We start from the raw sequence: 18,093 nt of genomic DNA on the forward strand, positions 1-18,093 counted from the left end.
CTTGCGGAGGTTCAACCGGAAAAGGAGTAACAAGGCATGGCATTGCCTGATTTTTCTATGCGTCAGCTTCTTGAAGCAGGCGTCCACTTCGGCCACCAGACGCATCGCTGGAACCCGAAGATGAAGCCGTACATCTTCGGCGATCGCAACAACATTCACATCATCGATCTGGCCCAGACCGTTCCGATGCTGTCGCGCGCCCTTCAGGTCGTCAGCGACACCGTTGCCCGCGGCGGCCGTGTTCTCTTCGTCGGCACCAAGCGCCAGGCGTCTGAGATCATTGCCGACAGCGCCAAGCGCTCGGCCCAGTACTACGTCAACTCGCGCTGGCTCGGCGGCATGATGACGAACTGGAAGACCATCTCCAACTCGATCCAGCGTCTGCGCAAGCTCGACGAGATCCTGAACGGCGAAGCCCAGGGCTTCACCAAGAAGGAACGCCTGAACCTCGAGCGCGAACGTGAGAAGCTGGACAAGGCTCTTGGCGGTATCCGCGATATGGGCGGCACGCCCGACCTGATGTTCATCATCGACACCAACAAGGAAAAGATCGCGATCGACGAAGCCAAGCGCCTCGGCATCCCGGTTGTCGCCATCATCGATTCGAACTGCGATCCGGACCTGATCGACTATCCGATCCCGGGTAACGACGACGCATCGCGCGCCATCGCTCTTTACTGCGAGCTTATCTCCCGCGCCGCCATCGACGGCATCGCGCGTCAGCAGGGCTCTTCCGGCCGCGATCTCGGCGCATCCTCCGAAGTTCCGGTCGAGCCGGCTCTCGAGGAAGCAGCCGAAGGCTGATGAAAGCGGGCGGATCGAAAAGGTCCGCCAATGCTTACAGAGACTGGGAAAGGCCGCTCGCGACTCATCGAAGTTCGGCGGCCTTGCCTGTTTCAAGGGGAGGGCGTCAGGCTCTCCGTCCGATAAGTTTCGTTATGACGCGTCTTCATCACGCTGTCATACATACAGGTACATTTCGTGCCTCAATCCGGTGCCGAGCCGCGCTTTGCGGCCCACCGTATGAACCGACAAGAGGAAGCTAATGAGCGAGATTACGGCTGCAATGGTGAAGGAACTGCGCGAAAAGACCGGCGCAGGCATGATGGACTGCAAGAAGGCTCTTGCTGAAACCGGTGGCGACATGGAAGCGGCGATCGACTGGCTGCGCGCCAAGGGCATCGCCAAGGCCGACAAGAAGTCCGGCCGCACCGCTGCCGAAGGCCTCATCGGCGTTGCGAGCCAGGGCACCAAGGCCGTCGTCGTCGAAGTCAATTCCGAGACCGACTTCGTCGCCCGTAACGATGCCTTCCAGGAACTCGTCCGCGGCATCGCCAAGGTCGCCGCCTCGACCGACGGAACCGTCGATGCCGTTGCCGCTGCGACCTACCCGGCATCCGGCAAATCCGTGTCCGACACGATCAAGGATGCGATCGCAACGATCGGCGAGAACATGAACCTGCGCCGCTCGGTCGCTCTCTCGGTCGAGGACGGCGTCGTCGCCACCTATATCCACAATGCTGTTTCCGACGGCCTCGGCAAGCTCGGCGTTCTCGTTGCGCTGAAGTCGGCTGGCGACAAGGATGCCCTGAACGCTATCGGCCGCCAGGTCGCCATGCACATCGCCGCCACTGCGCCGCTGGCGATCCGCCCGGAAGAAGTCGATGCCGCTGTCGCCGAGCGCGAGCGCAACGTCTTCATCGAGCAGTCGCGGGCTTCCGGCAAGCCGGACAATATCATCGAGAAGATGGTCGAAGGCCGCATGCGCAAGTTCTTCGAGGAAGTCGCCCTTCTCTCGCAGGCTTTCGTCATCAATCCGGACCTGACGGTTGGTGCCGCCATCAAGGACGCTGAAAAGGCTGTCGGCGCGCCGATCGAAGTCACCGGCATGGTCCGTCTGCTGCTCGGCGAAGGCGTCGAGAAGGAAGAGACCGACTTCGCGGCCGAAGTCGCGGCTGCCGTCAAGGGTTGATCTTCCAGTCATAATTGGGAAAACACGAAGGGCATCGCGTGACAACGCGGTGCCCTTCGTGTATCGGGCATTCACGGCAATTTACGAGGAGCCAAGATGTCTTTAGAGCCTGTCTATAAACGCGTTCTACTCAAGGCCTCCGGCGAAGCGCTCATGGGTGGCCAGGGTTTCGGGATCGATGTGACGGTGGCGGACCGCATCGCATCCGACATCGCCGAGGCACGGCATATGGGCGTGGAAGTCGGCGTCGTCGTCGGTGGCGGCAATATCTTCCGCGGTGTCGCGGTAGCGTCCAAGGGCGGCGACCGGGTCACCGGCGACCATATGGGCATGCTCGGCACCATCATCAATGCGCTGGCGCTGGCGACCTCGCTGCGCAAGCTGAATATCGATACGGTGGTGCTTTCGGCCATCTCCATGCCCGAGATCTGCGAGAGCTTTTCGCAGCGCGCGACCCTTTATCATCTGTCGATGGGACGCGTGGTGATTTTTGCCGGCGGCACCGGCAACCCCTTCTTCACCACCGATTCCGCCGCAGCACTTCGCGCCGCCGAAATGGGTGCGGAAGCGATCTTCAAGGGCACGCAGGTCGACGGCATCTACACCGCCGACCCGAAGAAATATCCTGATGCGACCCGCCTCGACCGGCTGACGCACCAGGAAGTGCTGGACAGGGGGCTGGCGGTGATGGACGTTGCCGCCGTGGCGCTGGCCAGAGAAAATTCCATTCCGATCATCGTCTTCTCGATCCACGAGAAGGGTGGTTTTGCTGAAATCTTGACGGGCGGTGGCCTCAAGACCATCGTCTCCGACAACTGATAAAGCTGCGCCGCGGTTTCGGCGCAGCCCTCGCCAGACGGGAGCATCGACATGAGTGAAGGTATCGACATCAAGGAACTGAAGCGCCGCATGGACGGCGCGATTTCCGTATTCAAGGGCGACATCGCATCGCTGCGCACCGGCCGTGCTTCGGCCAACATTCTCGACCCGGTCACGGTCGAGGCCTATGGTTCGCGCATGCCGCTGAACCAGGTCGCCAACATCACCGTGCCTGAGCCGCGCATGCTGTCGGTTTCCGTCTGGGACAAGTCGATGGTCAGCGCCGTCGAGCGCGGCATCCGCGAATCCAATCTCGGCCTCAACCCGATCATCGACGGCCAGAACCTGCGCATTCCGCTGCCGGAGCTGAACGAGGAGCGCCGCAAGTCGCTCGTCAAGGTGGCGCACGACTATGCCGAAAAGAGCAAAGTGGCGATTCGCCATGTCCGCCGCGACGGCATGGACGGCCTTAAGAAAGCCGAAAAGGACGGCGTAATCGGCCAGGACGAGAGCCGGGCGCAGTCGGAACGTGTACAGAAGATGACGGACGAGACGATTTCCGAAATCGACCGCTTGCTTGGCGAGAAGGAAAAGGAAATCATGCAGGTCTAGTGGATCTGTGCCTTTGCCTGGAAAGACCGGACGGGAAATGTCGGAATCTGTATTTGTGACTGTGCCAGAGCATGTTGCCATCATCATGGACGGCAATGGCCGTTGGGCCAAGCAACGTGGCCTGCCGCGCACGATGGGCCATCGCAAGGGCGTCGAGGCGGTGCGTGAGACAGTCCGCGCCGCTGGTGCGGCCGGCATAAAATATCTGACCCTCTTTGCCTTCTCCTCGGAGAACTGGCGCCGGCCCGAAGCAGAGGTCTCCGATCTGCTCGGCCTGCTCAAGGCTTTTATCCGGCGCGACCTCGCCGAGCTTCATCGCCAGAACGTGCGGATCAAGGTGATCGGCGACCGCGACAGCCTGCGCAGCGACATTCTCGGCCTGCTGCTGGAGGCGGAGGAGACGACCAAGGACAACACGTCGCTGACGCTCGTCATCGCCTTCAACTATGGTTCGCGCGACGAGATCGCCCGCGCCGTCGTCAGCCTCGCCCGGGATGTCGAAGCCGGCCGCCTGAGAGCGCAGGATATTACGCCCGCCCTGATCAACGCCCGTCTCGATACGGCCGGCATCCCCGATCCGGATCTCATCATCCGCACCAGCGGCGAGGAGCGGCTTTCCAACTTCCTCCTCTGGCAGGCCGCCTATTCGGAATTCATCTTCCTTCCGGAATATTGGCCGGATTTCAGCCCCGAGATCTTCCGCTCGGCGCTCGATACATTCGCCTCTCGTGACCGGCGCTTCGGCGGCCTGTCGTCGCAGGCGGCCGCGGTCGGCACCTGATGCAGAGGGAATTGAAGCTCCGCATCGTTTCAGGACTGATTCTTGCGGCCATCGTTCTTGCCGCCACCTGGTATGGTGGCCTTGCCTTCCGTATCCTGGCGGTCGTGATCGGCCTGCTGATCTATTATGAATGGTCGAAAATGACAGGCATCGCGCGGGATTGGGTCGCCAATGCCGTCGGCTGGATCGGCGAGGCGGCGATTGCCTTTCTCGTGCTTGTCGGCAATTTCGAATTCGCCGCCGGCATGCTGGCCGGCGTCACCGCCGTCGGCATCGCCCTGATCATCCTGCAGGGCACGAGCCGCTGGTTGCCAGTGGGCCTGTTTTATGCCGGCGCCACCGGCCTGTCGCTTGCCGCGATCAGAAGCGATGACGGGCTTGGCCTTTACGCCATGCTCTTCGTCTTTGCTGTCGTCTGGGCAACCGATATCCTTGCCTATTTCGTCGGCAGGGCGCTCGGCGGGCCAAAGCTTGCCCCTTCGATCTCGCCCGGAAAGACCTGGTCGGGCGCAATCGGCGGCGCCGTTTCGGCGGTCGTAGCCGGCGTCGTTCTCGTCCATTTTCTCCTTCCGGGCGCTGAAATCATCGCCGCCGGCGTGGCATTGGTTCTCTCGGTTTGCAGCCAGTCGGGCGATCTTTTCGAATCGTTCATCAAGCGAAAATTCGGCGTCAAGGATTCGAGCCGTCTCATTCCGGGTCATGGCGGCGTCATGGACCGTGTCGACGGACTGATTTTCGCCTGTTTTTCGGCGTTCTTGCTTGCTGGGCTTTTTTCCCTGATAAAGGGGGCCGGAATGACGTCGCTTGGTGCGGCATTGTTCGGACTCTGACAACGCGGCAGTCTGACGGAAGGGACTCATGGAAACGATGAGCGGCATATACGCATTTCTGATGGGGAACATCGTTACCTTCATCCTCGTGCTGTCACTGCTCGTCTTTGTGCATGAGATGGGCCATTACCTCGTCGGGCGCTGGAGCGGCATTCGCATCCTTGCCTTTTCCGTCGGCTTCGGTCCGGAGATCTTCGGCTTCACCGACCGCCACGGGACACGCTGGAAGATTGCGGTAATCCCGCTTGGCGGCTACGTCCGGTTCTTCGGCGATGAAGATGCCTCGAGCAAGCCCGACACCGACAAGATCGCCGCGATGTCCGAGGAGGACAGGGCGCGCTCCTTTGCCGGCGCCAAGCTGTGGAAACGCGCTGCAACCGTCGCGGCTGGCCCGATCGCCAATTTTCTGCTGGCGATCGCCATCTTCACCATTCTTTTCTCGGTCTATGGCCGCACGATCGCCGATCCCGTCGTTGCCGAGGTCAAGCCAGACGGCGCAGCCGCTGCCGCCGGCATCCTTCCAGGCGATCTGCTGGTCGCCATCGACGGCGGCAAGGTCGAGACCTTCGACGACGTGCGCCGCTATGTCGGCATCCGCCCGAGCCAGAAGATCGTCGTGACGATCGAGCGCGCCGGCCAGAAGCTCGATGTGCCGATGGTGCCGCAGCGCGTAGACCAGACCGACCAGTTCGGCAACAAGGTCGAGCTCGGCCAGATCGGCATCGTCACCAGCCGGGAGGCCGGCAACTTCCGTCTGAAGACCTACACGCCGCTGGAGTCGTTGCGCGAGGCTGTGATTGAGACCCGTGACATTGTCACCGGCACCTTCAAATACATCGGCAACATCTTCAGCGGAACGATGCGCGCCGATCAATTGGGCGGGCCGATCCGCGTGGCGCAAGCTTCGGGCCAGATGGCGTCGCTTGGAATAGGCGCAGTGTTGCAGCTTGCGGCGGTGCTTTCTGTTTCGATAGGATTGCTTAACCTGATGCCGGTTCCGGTACTTGATGGCGGCCACCTGATGTTCTATGCGGTGGAAGCGGTGAGGGGGAAACCGCTCGGCTCTTCGGCCCAGGAAATTGCATTTCGCATCGGCCTGGCGATGATACTGACATTGATGGTTTTCACGACCTGGAACGACATTGGCTCGTTAAGAGGGTAAACGAGCAAGGCGAGGCTAATTACTATTTATTTACGATGTTTCAAGGCTGTAGTGGCGAATGGGTCACGCTTGCAAATGAAGTAAACAGAAATTAACGACCTGCCTTGCTTGTATGTCAAAAGCGGGTAAAACGACACACGTGACCGGAATCGGGGTTTCCTGAAGCCGGGGACGAGGGAAACAAAAGGTAATGGGTGAAATGAAGGCTGGTTCAAAGTTTTTGAACGCAGTATCGGCGGTTGCGCTGTCTGCTAGTGTTGTTGCTTCGGGCGCAGGTGCTTTGACGTTCGTTTCCGCTACGGCCGCTGAGGCCGCGGTTATCCAGCGCATCGATGTGCGCGGCGCAAGCCGTGTCGGCGCGGAAGCCGTTCGGTCGAACCTCACCATCGCTCCCGGAAAGAGTTTTTCGAACAGCGATATCGATGCCTCGGTCAAGCAGCTCTACGGCACGGGTTACTTCTCCGACGTCAAGATCTCGGTTTCCGGAAGCACGCTGGTTGTCAACGTTCAGGAAGCCCAGCTGGTCAATCAGGTCGTCTTCAACGGCAACCGCAAGATCAAGGACGACAAGCTCGCGACGATCGTCCAGACCCACGCTGCCGGTCCCTACAGCGACACCCAGATCCAGGCCGACATTCAGTCGATCAAGGAAGCTTACGCTGCCACCGGCCGCAGCGAGGTCGAAGTCACGACGCAGGTGGTGCCGCTCGGCGAAGGCCGTGTCAACCTCGCCTTCGTCATCAACGAGGGCGACCGCACCAAGATCGATTCGATCAACTTCGTCGGTAACAATGCCTACAGCGCCGGCCGCCTGGCTGCCGTCATCGCCACCAAGCGTTCGAACTTCCTGTCGTTCCTGACTCGCAAGGATGTCTACAACGAAGACAAGCTCCACGCCGACGAAGAAGCGCTGCGTCAGTTCTATTACAATCGCGGCTACGCTGACATGCGCATCGTCTCTTCCGATGCCACCTTCGACGACGCGACCAACAAATACACGCTGACCTTCAACATCGAGGAAGGCCAGCGTTACGACTTCGGACCGGTGACCGTCCAATCGACCGTCGAAGGCGTCGGCTCAGAGCAGCTGCAGCCGCTGGTGCGCACCCGCGAAGGCCAGGTCTACAACGCCAAGGAAGTCCAGAAGTCGATCGAGGCGATCTCCGATCAGGTGGCGTCAGCCGGTTATCCCTTTGCGCGCGTCACGCCGCGCGGTAACCGCGACCTCAACAACAACACGATCGGTGTCGAATACCTGGTCGACCAGGGCGAGCGCGCCTATGTCGAGCGCATCGAGATCCGCGGCAACAGCCGCACGCGCGACTACGTCATTCGCCGCGAATTCGACATGAGCGAAGGCGATGCCTTCAACCAGCAGATGATCACCAAGGCCAAGCGTCGCCTCGAAGCGCTCGGTTACTTCTCTTCCGTCAATATCTCCACCCAGCCGGGCAGTTCGCCTGACCGTGTCGTGGTGGTCGTCGACGTGCAGGATCAGTCGACCGGTTCGTTCGGTGTCGGCGCGGGTTATGCCGCCGGCGGCGACGGCCTGCTGCTCGAAGCATCGATCGAGGAAAAGAACTTCCTCGGTCGTGGTCAGTACATCCGCATCTCGGCCGGTGGCGGCCAGGAAGGCTCACGCGCCTACGGCGTCAGCTTCACTGAACCCTATTTCCTCGGCTACCGTCTGGCGGCAGGCTTCGACGTCAACCGCAGCGAAACGTCGAGCAACGACGACTACGATTACGAAGAAACCAGCGTCGTCCTGCGTGTGACTGCGCCGATCACCGAAGATCTGGCGACGACCTTCCGTTATAACTACAAGCAGATGAAGTATGACGGCGATACCTCTGATCTTTCGGCGACCTACGCCAATCTGGTCGACGAGAGCCCGTGGACACGCTCTTCCGTCTCGCAGACGCTGACCTACAACACGCTTGACGACACCGTCCTGCCGCGTGAAGGCATCTATGCGACGGCGACGCACGAACTTGCCGGCCTCGGCGGCGACTCGCAGTTCTACAAGATCTACGGCAAGGCCCGTTATTACCACCTGCTCGCTGACGATGCCGATATCATCGGCTCGGTCTCCGCTTCGGCTGGTTATGTCGTTCCCTTGGGGGACCATCTGAACGTCTTCGACCAGTTCACGCTGACCAACGGCGATATTCGCGGCTTCGAGAACAAGGGTATCGGCCCGCGCATCCGCGGGGATCACGATGACCCGCTCGGTGGCACGACCTATTTCACGGCGTCTGCAGAAGCCACCTTCCCGATGCCGGGCTTCCCGCGTGACTTCAACCTGCGCGGCGCAGTCTTTGCCGATGCCGGTACGCTGTTCGGCAATGACGTCGAGCTTCTTGGGTCAGACCAGGCCGACGGTACCAGCGCTTCGCTGCGCGCCTCCGTCGGTGTCGGCGTCGTCTGGCAGTCTCCCTTCGGTGCATTGCGTCTGGATTACGCGATCCCGGTTCTCAAGGAAGACTTCGACAAGACGCAGAACTTCAAGTTTGGCATCAACAACCAATTCTGATATCGGCAGTCCGGAACTGTAAGACTCAATTCCGTTCTGGAGCATTGCCGATGGAGCAAAACGTTTTTTTTCTGCCCCATGAAGGTCTGAAGCTCGCTGAGCTGGCAGAGTTTCTTGGGGCGGAACTCGCCAATTCCGACCATGCCGATGTTGTCGTCAGGTCCGTTGCCCCCATCAGCCGGGCTCGGGCGGGAGACGTCTGCTATATCCTGTCGCGTCGTAACCGCGATGAACTGGCGACATGCGAGGCCTCGGCAGTGATCTGCGATAAGGCGCTCGCCGATCTCGTACCCCCCCATATCCCGGTCATCCTGTCGTCCAATCCACATGCGGCTTTCGCGATGGCGGGCGGCCTGTTTTATCCCGCGGCATTGCGCCCGGTCGTCTTTTCCGGTGAAAGCGAGATCGCGCCAAGCGCGGTGATCGATCCGAGCGCCAAGCTTGAAAAGGGCGTGATCGTCGAGCCGATGGCCGTCATCGGAGCGCATGCCGAGATCGGCGAAGGGACGCGCATCGGCGCCCAAAGCATCATCGGTCCGAATGTCAAGATTGGCCGGGATTGTTCGATTGCGGCCGGCGCCAGCATTCTCTGCGCGCTGCTCGGCAATGGCGTCATCATCCACAACGGCGCCCGCATCGGCCAGGATGGTTTCGGTTATGCGCCGGGCCCGCGCGGCATGATCAAGATCGTCCAGATCGGCCGAGTGATCATCCAGGATAATGTCGAGATCGGCGCCAACACCTCGATCGACCGTGGCACCATGGACGATACGGTCATCGGCGAAGGCACCAAGATCGACAACCAGGTACAGATCGGCCACAACGTTCAGATCGGCCGCCATTGCGCGATCGTTGCGCATGTCGGCATCGCCGGCAGCGCGAAGATCGGCAATGGCGTTCAGATCGGCGGCCAGGTCGGTATCAAGGGGCATGTGACGATCGGTGACGGCGTGCAGATCGCCGCCCAAAGCGGTATCATGACCGATCTTGCCGCCGGCGGACAATATGGTGGTACACCTGGGCGCCCGCTGAATGACTATCTGAGAGATGTCGCGCAACAGATGTCAAGGACGAAGCTGCGCGGGACGAAACCTGGAGGCAAGCAAAATGACTGAGGAAGCCACGACAACGCTTTCTTCGGCTGACATCATCGAGATCATGAAACTGCTGCCGCATCGCTACCCGTTTCTCATGGTCGACAAGATCATCGAGATTGACGGCGACAACACGGCGATCGGCATCAAGAACGTCACGGTGAACGAACCGCATTTCACCGGTCATTTTCCGGAATCTCCGATCATGCCCGGCGTTCTCCTGATCGAGGGCATGGCCCAGACCGCGGGTGCGATCTGTGCCAAGAAGGATGGCCAGCCAGGCAACCTCGTCTATTTCATGACCATCGAGAATGCGCGCTTCCGCAAGCCCGTCGTACCCGGCGATCGTGTTGAATTCCATGTCAGGAAGCACAAGCAGCGCGGCAATATCTGGAAATTCCATTGCGACGCCAAGGTCGACGGCGCACTTGTCGCCGAAGCCGATATCGGCGCGATGATCGTTCGTAAGGATCAGGCATGAGCACTATCGCCGAAAGCGCTCGCGTTCATCCGATGGCTGTCGTCGAAGACGGCGCGACCATCGGTGAGGGCGTCAAGATCGGTCCCTTCTGCCATGTCGGGTCGCACGTCGTCCTGCATGCGAATGTCGAGCTTTTGTCGCATGCGGTCGTGACCGGCCGCACCGTGGTCGGCAAGGGCACACGCATCTTCCCGATGGCGGTCGTTGGCGGCGATCCGCAGAGCGTGCATCACGGCGGCGAGGAGACGACGCTGACGGTCGGCGCCAACTGCACGATCCGCGAGGGCGTGACGATGAATACGGGCACGGCCGATTTCGGCGGCCAGACGATCGTCGGCGACAATAACCTCTTCCTTGCCAATTCGCATGTCGCGCATGACTGCCGGGTGGGCAACCATGTGATCATGTCGAACAACGTCATGCTCGCCGGCCATGTCGTCATCGAAGATCGCGTCATCCTGGGCGGCGGCTCGGCCGTTCACCAGTTTACCCGCGTCGGCCGTCAGGCCTTCGTCGGGGGGCTCTCGGCAGTGAGTTACGACGTCATTCCGTACGGCATGCTGAACGGCAATCCCGGGCTGCTGAGCGGCCTCAACGTCGTCGGCATGACGCGCGCCGGCGTGGACCGCGCCGTCATTCACAGGGTGCGGCGCGCCTACAAGTCGATCTTCGAAGGACCGGGCTCCGTCCGCGAAAACGCCGCCGCCATCCGCGAAGAATATGCTGATTGCGAGCAGGCGGTCCACATCCTCGACTTCATCGCCGCCGACAGCGACCGCGCTTTGTCCTCGCCAACTCGGGGGCAGAAGGGCTAGTCCGTGACTCTTTCCGGCGATACCGCTGCGGGCCGGCTGGCGATCATCGCCGGCGGCGGCCTTCTGCCTTCCTATGTCGCCGAAGCTGCGCGCGCGGCGGGCGAAAATCCCGTCATCGTCGCGCTGAAGGACGAAAGCGACCGGCGCTGGGAAGGGTATGACCATGCCGTCATCGGCGTCGGCGATTTTGCAGCTCTCGAGGGCCTCTTGAACCGCTACGGCATCGGCCGCGTCGTCATGTCCGGCAGCGTGCGGCGCCGGCCGGAATGGCGCGAGGTGCGCCCGACGCTGCGCACTCTGATGAAGATGCCGGCCGTGATCCGCACCTTGCTGTCCGGTGGCGACGATACGGTGCTGCAGATGGTGATCCGGCTGATCGAGGGAAACGGCCGCCGGGTCGTCGGCGCTCATGAGATCGCTCCCGACCTTCTTGCCTACGTCGGTCCGCTTGGCGCTGCAGCGCCTGGCGAGGAAGACCGGCGCGATATCAGGCGCGCAGCCGATGCCGCTGAGATGCTGGGCCGGCTCGATGTCGGTCAGGGCGCCGTCGCCATCGGCGGGCGTATCGTCGCGCTGGAGGGTCTTGAGGGCACGGACGAGATGCTGGAGCGTGTCGCGGGTCTCAGAGCCGCCGGGCGCATCTCGCCGCGCCGCCGTGGCGCACTCGTCAAACTCTGCAAGCCGCAACAGGATATCCGCGCCGACTTGCCGGCGATCGGCGTTTCCACGGTTCTGAACGCGAGGAAAGCCGGCCTTGCCGGCGTCGCCGTCGAGGCCGGCCGCTCGCTGGTGCTCGATCGCGCCGCCGTCATCAAAGCCGCCGATGAGGCTGGGCTCTTCGTCTGTGGCATCGATCGCGGCCTGCCGGCATGGGGGCTTGAATGAACGGGGCGCCGCTGAAGATCGCCGTCATTGCCGGCGAGGTGTCGGGGGATCTGCTCGGTGCCGATCTCATCGCCGCCCTGAAGCGGGTTCATAGCGGACCGGTGGAGCTCGTCGGTGTCGGCGGCGAGGGGCTGCAGGCGGAAGGCTTGCGATCCCTGTTCGATTTCTCCGAGCTGTCGATCATGGGTATCACCCAGGTGCTGAGCCGGCTGCCAAAGCTCTATACGCTGATCCGCCAGACGACGGCTGCCATCATCGCCGCAAGGCCGGATATTCTTCTGATCATCGACAGCCCGGATTTCACCCATCGCGTCGCAAAGCGTGTCCGCATCGCTCTGCCGGATCTGCCGGTTGTCAATTATGTTTGTCCAAGCGTCTGGGCCTGGAAGGAATATCGCGCCACGCGCATGCTCGCCTATGTCGATCATGTGCTCGCCGTCCTGCCCTTCGAGCCGGCAACAATGCGTGCGCTCGGCGGGCCTGAGACCACCTATGTCGGCCATCGCCTGACCGCCGATCCGGCGCTGCTCGAAGTGCGGCAGCAGCGCACCATGCGCGCACCCGTCGAGGGAGCCGGCAAGGCGATCCTGATGCTTCCTGGATCAAGATCCTCCGAAATCGCCAAACTGCTTCCGTTCTTCGAGGATGCGGCCAAAGAACTTGTCGCCCGCAACGGCCCGATGCGATTCCTGCTGCCGACCGTGCCGCACAACGAAGCGCTGGTGAAAGGGCTCGTCGCCGGCTGGGCCACGCCGCCGGAGGTGGCGGTCGGGCCGGCGCAGAAGTGGAAGGCCCTTGCCGAGGCGGATGCGGCGATGGCAGCTTCCGGCACGGTGATCCTCGAACTCGCCCTTGCCGGCGTGCCGACGGTGTCCGTTTACAAGACGGATTGGATTATCCGCCTGCTCGCCCGGCGCATCAAGGTATGGACGGGCGCATTGCCCAATATCATCGCCGATTATGCCGTCGTGCCGGAATATCTGAACGAGATCGTCCGCGGCGCCAGCCTGGCGCGCTGGATGGAGCGGCTGTCGGCCGACACGTTCCAATTGAAGGCGATGAACGAGGGTTATGATCTCGTCTGGCAACGCATGCAGACCGAAAAGCCGCCCGGCGAACACGCTGCCGAGATCCTTCTCGACGTGCTGAAAAAGAAAAAACCCGGTCGTTTCTGACCGGGTTTTCTTTTGGGTTCTTTCTGAAGCGATCAGCGCTTCGAAACCGGAATGTAGTCGCGCTTCGGTTCGCCGACATAAAGCTGGCGCGGACGGCCGATGCGCTGTTCCGGATCCTCGATCATCTCGTTCCACTGCGCGATCCAGCCGACGGTGCGGGCGAGCGCGAAGAGCACGGTGAACATGGTCGTGGGGAAGCCCAGCGCCTTCAGCGTGATGCCGGAATAGAAGTCGATGTTCGGATAGAGCTTCTTCTCGATGAAATATTCGTCGGTGAGCGCGATGCGCTCCAGCTCCATCGCCACTTCGAGCAACGGATCGTCCTTGATGCCGAGTTCGCCGAGCACTTCATGCGTCGTCTTCTGCATGATCTTGGCGCGCGGATCGTAGTTCTTGTAGACCCGGTGACCGAAGCCCATCAGGCGGAACGGATCATTCTTGTCCTTGGCGCGGGCGACATATTCCGGAATGCGGTCGACCGTGCCGATTTCCGTCAGCATGTTGAGGGCTGCTTCGTTAGCACCGCCGTGAGCGGGCCCCCAGAGGCAAGCAATGCCGGCGGCGATGCAGGCGAACGGGTTGGCACCCGATGAACCGGCGAGACGGACGGTCGAGGTCGAGGCGTTCTGCTCATGATCGGCATGCAGGATGAAGATGCGGTCCATGGCGCGGGAAAGCACCGGATTGACCACATATTCCTCGCAGGGCACAGCAAAGCACATGCGCAGGAAGTTCGAGGCATAGTCGAGGTCGTTCTTCGGATAAACGAAGGGTTGGCCGATATGGTATTTGTAGGCCATCGCGGCAAGCGTCGGCATCTTGGCGATCATGCGCAGGCTGGCGACCATGCGCTGGTGCGGATCGGTGATGTCGGTGGAGTCGTGATAGAAGGCCGACAGTGCGCCGACGCAGCCGCACATGACGGCCATCGGATGCGCATCGCGGCGGAAGCCGGTGAAGAAGCGGCTCATCTGCTCGTGTACCATGGTGTGGTGCGTAACGCGGTAATCGAAATCCTTCTTCTGCACGGTGGTCGGCAGTTCGCCGTAAAGCAGGAGATAGCAGACTTCGAGGAAGTCGCCATGCTCGGCGAGCTGCTCGATCGGATAGCCACGATGCAGCAGGACACCTTCGTCGCCGTCGATGTAGGTGATTTTCGATTCACAGGATGCGGTCGAGGTAAAACCCGGATCGTAGGTGAAGGAAGCGGTGTTCTTGTAGAGGGCACCGATATCGATGACGCTCGGGCCGATCGTGCCGCTTTTGACAGCAAGGTCGACAGACTTGTCACCGATTTTTATTGTAGCGCTTTGATCCGTCATGCTGATCCTCCGAAATGGCGGTGGCGCCATAAAAGCGCCATAGGGGTTAAGCGTCCTCACCGATAGCTATATGATCGCGAAGCTAATGCCAAGTTACTGTGATGGCATTTTGTGCAATGCGGTATCACCTTTTAGGCACTGCAGCGATGAGCCACACGCATATCGGAAGCCGATGATTCGACTGGTCTTTTGGGGCTCGCGATTTTGCCTCATATTTCAATCGATTATGCTTGCCGGATTTGATTGGAGGTTGCATTCTGACTGCCTTCGCAGCCGGGCTTGGGCGGTTCATGCAGGAGTTGACGTCAGTCGAATTGCGGCCGGAAACAGGCGAAGGCCTTGCCGGCTCCTCCAATTTTTCACCACCAGTCGTGGTGACGCGACCGGCAAGGACGCAGTCGGCAATACCATTGCGCCACCGGCTGCCGGCCGCAGCCTCGCACTTGCTGCGTGCCGGCATGCGCATGCTGGGCGAGGAGACGGACCATGGCCGCCTGCTGCTGTTCTCGCCGGTCTTCCTCGGCGCCGGGTCAGCCATCTGGTTTCTCGCGGCATCGGATTTTCCGCTCACTGCATCGCTGCTCTGCCTGTTGGTGCTGACCGTCGCAGTTCTCATCGCCAGCCGCAACCGGGCGGCATTGCGGGCAGCGCTGCTGGCGCTTTCGCTCGTGGCTTGCGGCATAGTCTCGGCGCAGTTCGAGAGCTGGCGGGCTTCGACCGTGATCCTCGATTCATCAGTGACGACGACGGTGACCGGCCGCGTCGAGCGGCGCGAAGGCGATGGTCGCGGCCGGTGGCGCTACATTCTTGCCGTCACCGGCACTGAAGCGCCTCAGGTCAAGCGGCCGCCGGAACGCATCACCGCCATCGCCCGCGGTGCGGACGCAGCCTTCGAGATCGGCGATATCATCACCGGCAGGGCGCGGCTGACGCCGCCGGCGGGCCCAGCACTTCCCGAGCTCAACGACTTCTCCTTCAGTGCCTATTTCGACGGCATCGGCGCCAACGGCTTCTTCTACGGTGCACCGACGAAGGTCGATGCGCAGGCAGGTCCGCAGGCTGCAAGATCGGCGGTGGAAGCGCTGCTCGAAGGGCTCTACCGGCTGCGCAGCGGCATTGGCGACCGGATAAGGTCGATCCTGCCCGGCGATACCGGCGCTTTTGCCGCCGCACTGGTGACGGACGAGCGGCGCGCCATCTCGGATGCGACGACGGAGGCACTACGCCAGTCCGGTCTGGCTCATATCATCGCCATCTCCGGTCTCAACATGGCGCTGTCGGCCGGCATCTTCTTCGTCGGCTTTCGGATGCTGCTCAGCATCTTTGCCGGTATCGCTGAGGCCTACCCGACGAAGAAGATCGCTGCCGCCGGCGCGCTCATCGCCGTTACTGCCTATTTCCTGATTTCGGGCTTTGCGGTCTCTGCCGAGCGCGCTTTCATCATGATGGCCATCATGTTGATTGCCGTCTTCTTCGACCGGCCGTCGATCAGCCTGCGCAATGTCGCGCTTTCCGCCCTCGTCATCATCCTCATTTCACCGTCCGAGGTCTTAGGTCCGAGCTTCCAGATGTCCTTTGCCGCGACATTGGCGCTGGTCTCGGGCTATCAGTTGTGGAAGGACCGGCGCGTCCGCGAAAACGCCTTTCTGAAGCTACCTATCATCAGGCCCGTCGTTACGGTTGCCGGTTTCTTCGGCGGCGTCTTCCTGACTTCGCTGATCGGCGGTTTTTCCACCGCGCTGTTTTCGATCGAGCATTTTCATCGCCTGACCGCCTACGGCCTGCCGGCAAACCTCGCGACGATGCCGATCATCTCCTTCATCGTCATGCCGGCCGGCTTGCTGGCGATGCTGCTCATGCCTTTCGGTCTGGATGTTTTGCCCTGGAAGGTCGTCGGATTCGGCCTCGATCTGGTGATCGCGGTCGCAAAGACGGTGTCCGGCTGGGATGGCAATATCGACGTCGGCCGCTTGCCCGCCTGGTATTTCGCGGTCGCCGTGGCAGGCTTTCTGCTGCTGACGCTGCTCCGCACCCGGCTGCGCCATATCGGCACATCAATCATCGCGGTCGCAACGCTCATCCTGTTGCTTCTACCGGTTCCCCGGCCGCCGGATCTGGTGATTTCGGAGGATGGCAGTCTCGTCGCGGTGGTCGAAGCGGCAGCAATGGCTTCCAACCGTGAAAGACCACCGGATTTCATCTTCGACCAGTGGCAGAGAGCCCTGGTCCTGCCGAGACATGATCCGCCGAAGATGCTGGATGGTCCTGCTATCCCGCAGGTAGGAGAAGACCGCCGCGTCAAGCTTTCCCGCGATCAGCAGAACGAAGCGAGGACAGCGATGCGGGCGGCCGCAGCGGCCGGTGAAGCAAACCGCTTTTCCTGCGTCAAGAGGGCCTGGTGCGCATCAAGGCTTGGCAATGGTCGTGTGGTTGCTGTCATCGACAATGCCGCCTATCTCGGCCCGGCATGCGACGCGGCCGATATCATCGTGACGTCGGTCCGCCTGCGTTTCAACAGCTGCCGCTCAGGTGCGACGCTCTTCACCGGCGAGACGCTGCGCAGGACCGGATCCATCGAGTTGCGCTTCGCGGACGCCGGCCTGGAGGTGGCAACCGCATTTGACGCATTGTCGCGACCATGGATGCGCCATCGCGCCTTTGACTGGCGCAGCAACAGCTTTACCGAATCCGGCCTAACCGATGTCAGTGATAGCGGCGAATGAGGCCGACGAGTTTGCCCTGCACCTTAACACGGTCTGGTCCGAAAATCCGGGTCTCGTAAGCCGGGTTGGCCGCTTCCAGTGCGATCGAGGCGCCCTTGCGGCGGAAGCGCTTGAGTGTCGCTTCTTCGTCATCGACGAGTGCAACAACAATGTCGCCAGGACTTGCGGTGCTGCCATTGCGGATGATCACGGTGTCGCCGTCGAAGATGCCGGCGTCGATCATCGAATCGCCCTTGACCTCGAGCGCATAATGTTCACCGGAGCCGAGCATGTCGGCCGGAACGGCGATGTCGTGGGTGTTGTTCTGGATCGCCGAGATCGGCACACCGGCGGCGATTCTGCCCATGACCGGCACGGAAACCGAGTTGCCGTTGTCGGCGACGGGTTTTGCGGGAGCAGGGGCGGCGACCGGCTGAGGTTTGCCCAGGCTGCCTTCGATGACGCTCGGCGAAAAGCCGCGCCGCGGCTGGATGCTGGGGCTGTAGGCCTCCGGAAGCTTGATGACCTCGAGCGCGCGGGCGCGGTTCGGTAGGCGGCGAATGAAGCCTCGCTCCTCTAGCGCTGTAATCAAGCGATGAATCCCGGACTTCGAGGCGAGGTCCAGAGCATCCTTCATTTCGTCGAAAGACGGTGGAACGCCGGATTCTTTCATGCGCTCGTGAATGAAAAGGAGAAGCTCCTGTTGTTTGCGCGTGAGCATCGACGTTGTGACCTCGTGATTGAAACAAATCCAGAACAGACACTATATGTTCCATATGTGTTCCGCAAGTAGCTAAATTTCCGTAAAACTTGGCGCCAACTCGTTGAGATTTTTATTTTCATTCGCCGGATTGGGACACATCTCTTGTATTGAGGGGCGCGCCGTCGCACATCTCTTGCCGTTTCCAGG

Annotated in this window: 16 protein-coding genes; 14 read left to right on the forward strand and 2 right to left on the reverse strand. The window is 61.3% G+C overall.

What is annotated here, in order from left to right; translation table 11 throughout:
• Positions 1–36 precede the first annotated feature (36 nt).
• From rpsB to lpxB, 13 genes are all read left to right on the forward strand, one after another.
• On the forward strand, positions 37–804 hold the full coding sequence (gene rpsB, locus ACM5SV_RS18790) for a 30S ribosomal protein S2 (RefSeq protein ID WP_003539287.1): 768 nt from the start codon (positions 37–39) through the stop codon (positions 802–804).
• A gap of 241 nt (positions 805–1,045) precedes the next feature.
• Entirely contained in the window at positions 1,046–1,972 is a 927-nt protein-coding gene (tsf, locus tag ACM5SV_RS18795) for a translation elongation factor Ts (protein WP_222015788.1), read from the forward strand.
• 96 nt (positions 1,973–2,068) lie between these two features.
• Positions 2,069–2,791, forward strand: a complete 723-nt coding sequence (gene pyrH, locus ACM5SV_RS18800) for a UMP kinase (RefSeq protein ID WP_003539289.1) — start codon at positions 2,069–2,071, stop codon at positions 2,789–2,791.
• Positions 2,792–2,842: 51 nt separating this feature from the next.
• Positions 2,843–3,403 (forward strand): ribosome recycling factor, encoded by a 561-nt coding sequence (frr, locus tag ACM5SV_RS18805; RefSeq protein ID WP_011651816.1) that lies wholly within the window; start codon positions 2,843–2,845, stop codon positions 3,401–3,403.
• Between the two features lie 37 nt (positions 3,404–3,440).
• On the forward strand, positions 3,441–4,184 hold the full coding sequence (locus ACM5SV_RS18810) for an isoprenyl transferase (RefSeq protein WP_012757314.1): 744 nt from the start codon (positions 3,441–3,443) through the stop codon (positions 4,182–4,184).
• Entirely contained in the window at positions 4,184–5,014 is an 831-nt protein-coding gene (locus ACM5SV_RS18815; RefSeq protein WP_012757315.1) for a phosphatidate cytidylyltransferase, read from the forward strand. The genes ACM5SV_RS18810 and ACM5SV_RS18815 overlap by 1 nt, the downstream gene beginning before the upstream one ends.
• A gap of 28 nt (positions 5,015–5,042) precedes the next feature.
• Entirely contained in the window at positions 5,043–6,176 is a 1,134-nt protein-coding gene (gene rseP / locus ACM5SV_RS18820; RefSeq protein ID WP_017993982.1) for an RIP metalloprotease RseP, read from the forward strand.
• Positions 6,177–6,375: 199 nt separating this feature from the next.
• Positions 6,376–8,709, forward strand: coding sequence for an outer membrane protein assembly factor BamA (gene bamA / locus ACM5SV_RS18825; protein ID WP_032996633.1), 2,334 nt, complete (start codon positions 6,376–6,378; stop codon positions 8,707–8,709).
• 50 nt (positions 8,710–8,759) lie between these two features.
• Positions 8,760–9,824, forward strand: coding sequence for a UDP-3-O-(3-hydroxymyristoyl)glucosamine N-acyltransferase (gene lpxD / locus ACM5SV_RS18830; protein ID WP_012757318.1), 1,065 nt, complete (start codon positions 8,760–8,762; stop codon positions 9,822–9,824).
• Positions 9,817–10,284, forward strand: a complete 468-nt coding sequence (gene fabZ, locus ACM5SV_RS18835) for a 3-hydroxyacyl-ACP dehydratase FabZ (protein WP_003539296.1) — start codon at positions 9,817–9,819, stop codon at positions 10,282–10,284. Before lpxD ends, fabZ begins: the two co-directional genes overlap by 8 nt.
• Positions 10,281–11,099, forward strand: coding sequence for an acyl-ACP--UDP-N-acetylglucosamine O-acyltransferase (lpxA, locus tag ACM5SV_RS18840; RefSeq protein ID WP_222015791.1), 819 nt, complete (start codon positions 10,281–10,283; stop codon positions 11,097–11,099). The genes fabZ and lpxA overlap by 4 nt, the downstream gene beginning before the upstream one ends.
• A gap of 3 nt (positions 11,100–11,102) precedes the next feature.
• Positions 11,103–11,984: an LpxI family protein gene (locus tag ACM5SV_RS18845; RefSeq protein WP_003559080.1), complete on the forward strand. Its 882-nt coding sequence runs from the start codon at positions 11,103–11,105 to the stop codon at positions 11,982–11,984.
• Positions 11,981–13,159, forward strand: coding sequence for a lipid-A-disaccharide synthase (lpxB, locus tag ACM5SV_RS18850; protein ID WP_221974138.1), 1,179 nt, complete (start codon positions 11,981–11,983; stop codon positions 13,157–13,159). The genes ACM5SV_RS18845 and lpxB overlap by 4 nt, the downstream gene beginning before the upstream one ends.
• A gap of 32 nt (positions 13,160–13,191) precedes the next feature.
• On the opposite strand, the gene gltA is transcribed toward lpxB, so the two are convergent.
• Positions 13,192–14,481 carry a citrate synthase gene (gltA, locus tag ACM5SV_RS18855; RefSeq protein WP_012757320.1) on the reverse strand — a complete coding sequence of 430 codons (1,290 nt, stop codon included), beginning with the start codon at positions 14,479–14,481 and terminating at the stop codon, positions 13,192–13,194.
• 290 nt (positions 14,482–14,771) lie between these two features.
• Here gltA and ACM5SV_RS18860 point away from each other — a divergent pair, with 290 nt between their 5' ends.
• Positions 14,772–17,204 carry a ComEC/Rec2 family competence protein gene (locus tag ACM5SV_RS18860; RefSeq protein ID WP_128439368.1) on the forward strand — a complete coding sequence of 811 codons (2,433 nt, stop codon included), beginning with the start codon at positions 14,772–14,774 and terminating at the stop codon, positions 17,202–17,204.
• Here ACM5SV_RS18860 and lexA read toward each other — a convergent pair.
• Positions 17,185–17,904, reverse strand: a complete 720-nt coding sequence (lexA, locus tag ACM5SV_RS18865) for a transcriptional repressor LexA (protein WP_012757322.1) — start codon at positions 17,902–17,904, stop codon at positions 17,185–17,187. The two genes, ACM5SV_RS18860 and lexA, sit on opposite strands and share 20 nt — an antisense overlap.
• Between the last annotated feature and the right edge of the window lie 189 nt (positions 17,905–18,093).

The organism is Rhizobium sp. CRRU65, assembly GCF_048551595.1.
GTDB lineage: Bacteria > Pseudomonadota > Alphaproteobacteria > Rhizobiales > Rhizobiaceae > Rhizobium > Rhizobium leguminosarum_J.

Bases quoted from the DNA above. Each gene is read 5' to 3' on its own strand.
- rpsB (WP_003539287.1), top strand. From the start codon at position 37: ATGGCATTGCCTGATTTTTCTATGCGTCAGCTTCTTGAAGCAGGCGTC.
- tsf (WP_222015788.1), top strand. From the start codon at position 1,046: ATGAGCGAGATTACGGCTGCAATGGTGAAGGAACTGCGCGAAAAGACC.
- pyrH (WP_003539289.1), top strand. From the start codon at position 2,069: ATGTCTTTAGAGCCTGTCTATAAACGCGTTCTACTCAAGGCCTCCGGC.
- frr (WP_011651816.1), top strand. From the start codon at position 2,843: ATGAGTGAAGGTATCGACATCAAGGAACTGAAGCGCCGCATGGACGGC.
- ACM5SV_RS18810 (WP_012757314.1), top strand. From the start codon at position 3,441: ATGTCGGAATCTGTATTTGTGACTGTGCCAGAGCATGTTGCCATCATC.
- ACM5SV_RS18815 (WP_012757315.1), top strand. From the start codon at position 4,184: ATGCAGAGGGAATTGAAGCTCCGCATCGTTTCAGGACTGATTCTTGCG.
- rseP (WP_017993982.1), top strand. From the start codon at position 5,043: ATGGAAACGATGAGCGGCATATACGCATTTCTGATGGGGAACATCGTT.
- bamA (WP_032996633.1), top strand. From the start codon at position 6,376: ATGAAGGCTGGTTCAAAGTTTTTGAACGCAGTATCGGCGGTTGCGCTG.
- lpxD (WP_012757318.1), top strand. From the start codon at position 8,760: ATGGAGCAAAACGTTTTTTTTCTGCCCCATGAAGGTCTGAAGCTCGCT.
- fabZ (WP_003539296.1), top strand. From the start codon at position 9,817: ATGACTGAGGAAGCCACGACAACGCTTTCTTCGGCTGACATCATCGAG.
- lpxA (WP_222015791.1), top strand. From the start codon at position 10,281: ATGAGCACTATCGCCGAAAGCGCTCGCGTTCATCCGATGGCTGTCGTC.
- lpxB (WP_221974138.1), top strand. From the start codon at position 11,981: ATGAACGGGGCGCCGCTGAAGATCGCCGTCATTGCCGGCGAGGTGTCG.
- gltA (WP_012757320.1), bottom strand. From the start codon at position 14,481: ATGACGGATCAAAGCGCTACAATAAAAATCGGTGACAAGTCTGTCGAC.
- ACM5SV_RS18860 (WP_128439368.1), top strand. From the start codon at position 14,772: ATGCAGGAGTTGACGTCAGTCGAATTGCGGCCGGAAACAGGCGAAGGC.
- lexA (WP_012757322.1), bottom strand. From the start codon at position 17,904: ATGCTCACGCGCAAACAACAGGAGCTTCTCCTTTTCATTCACGAGCGC.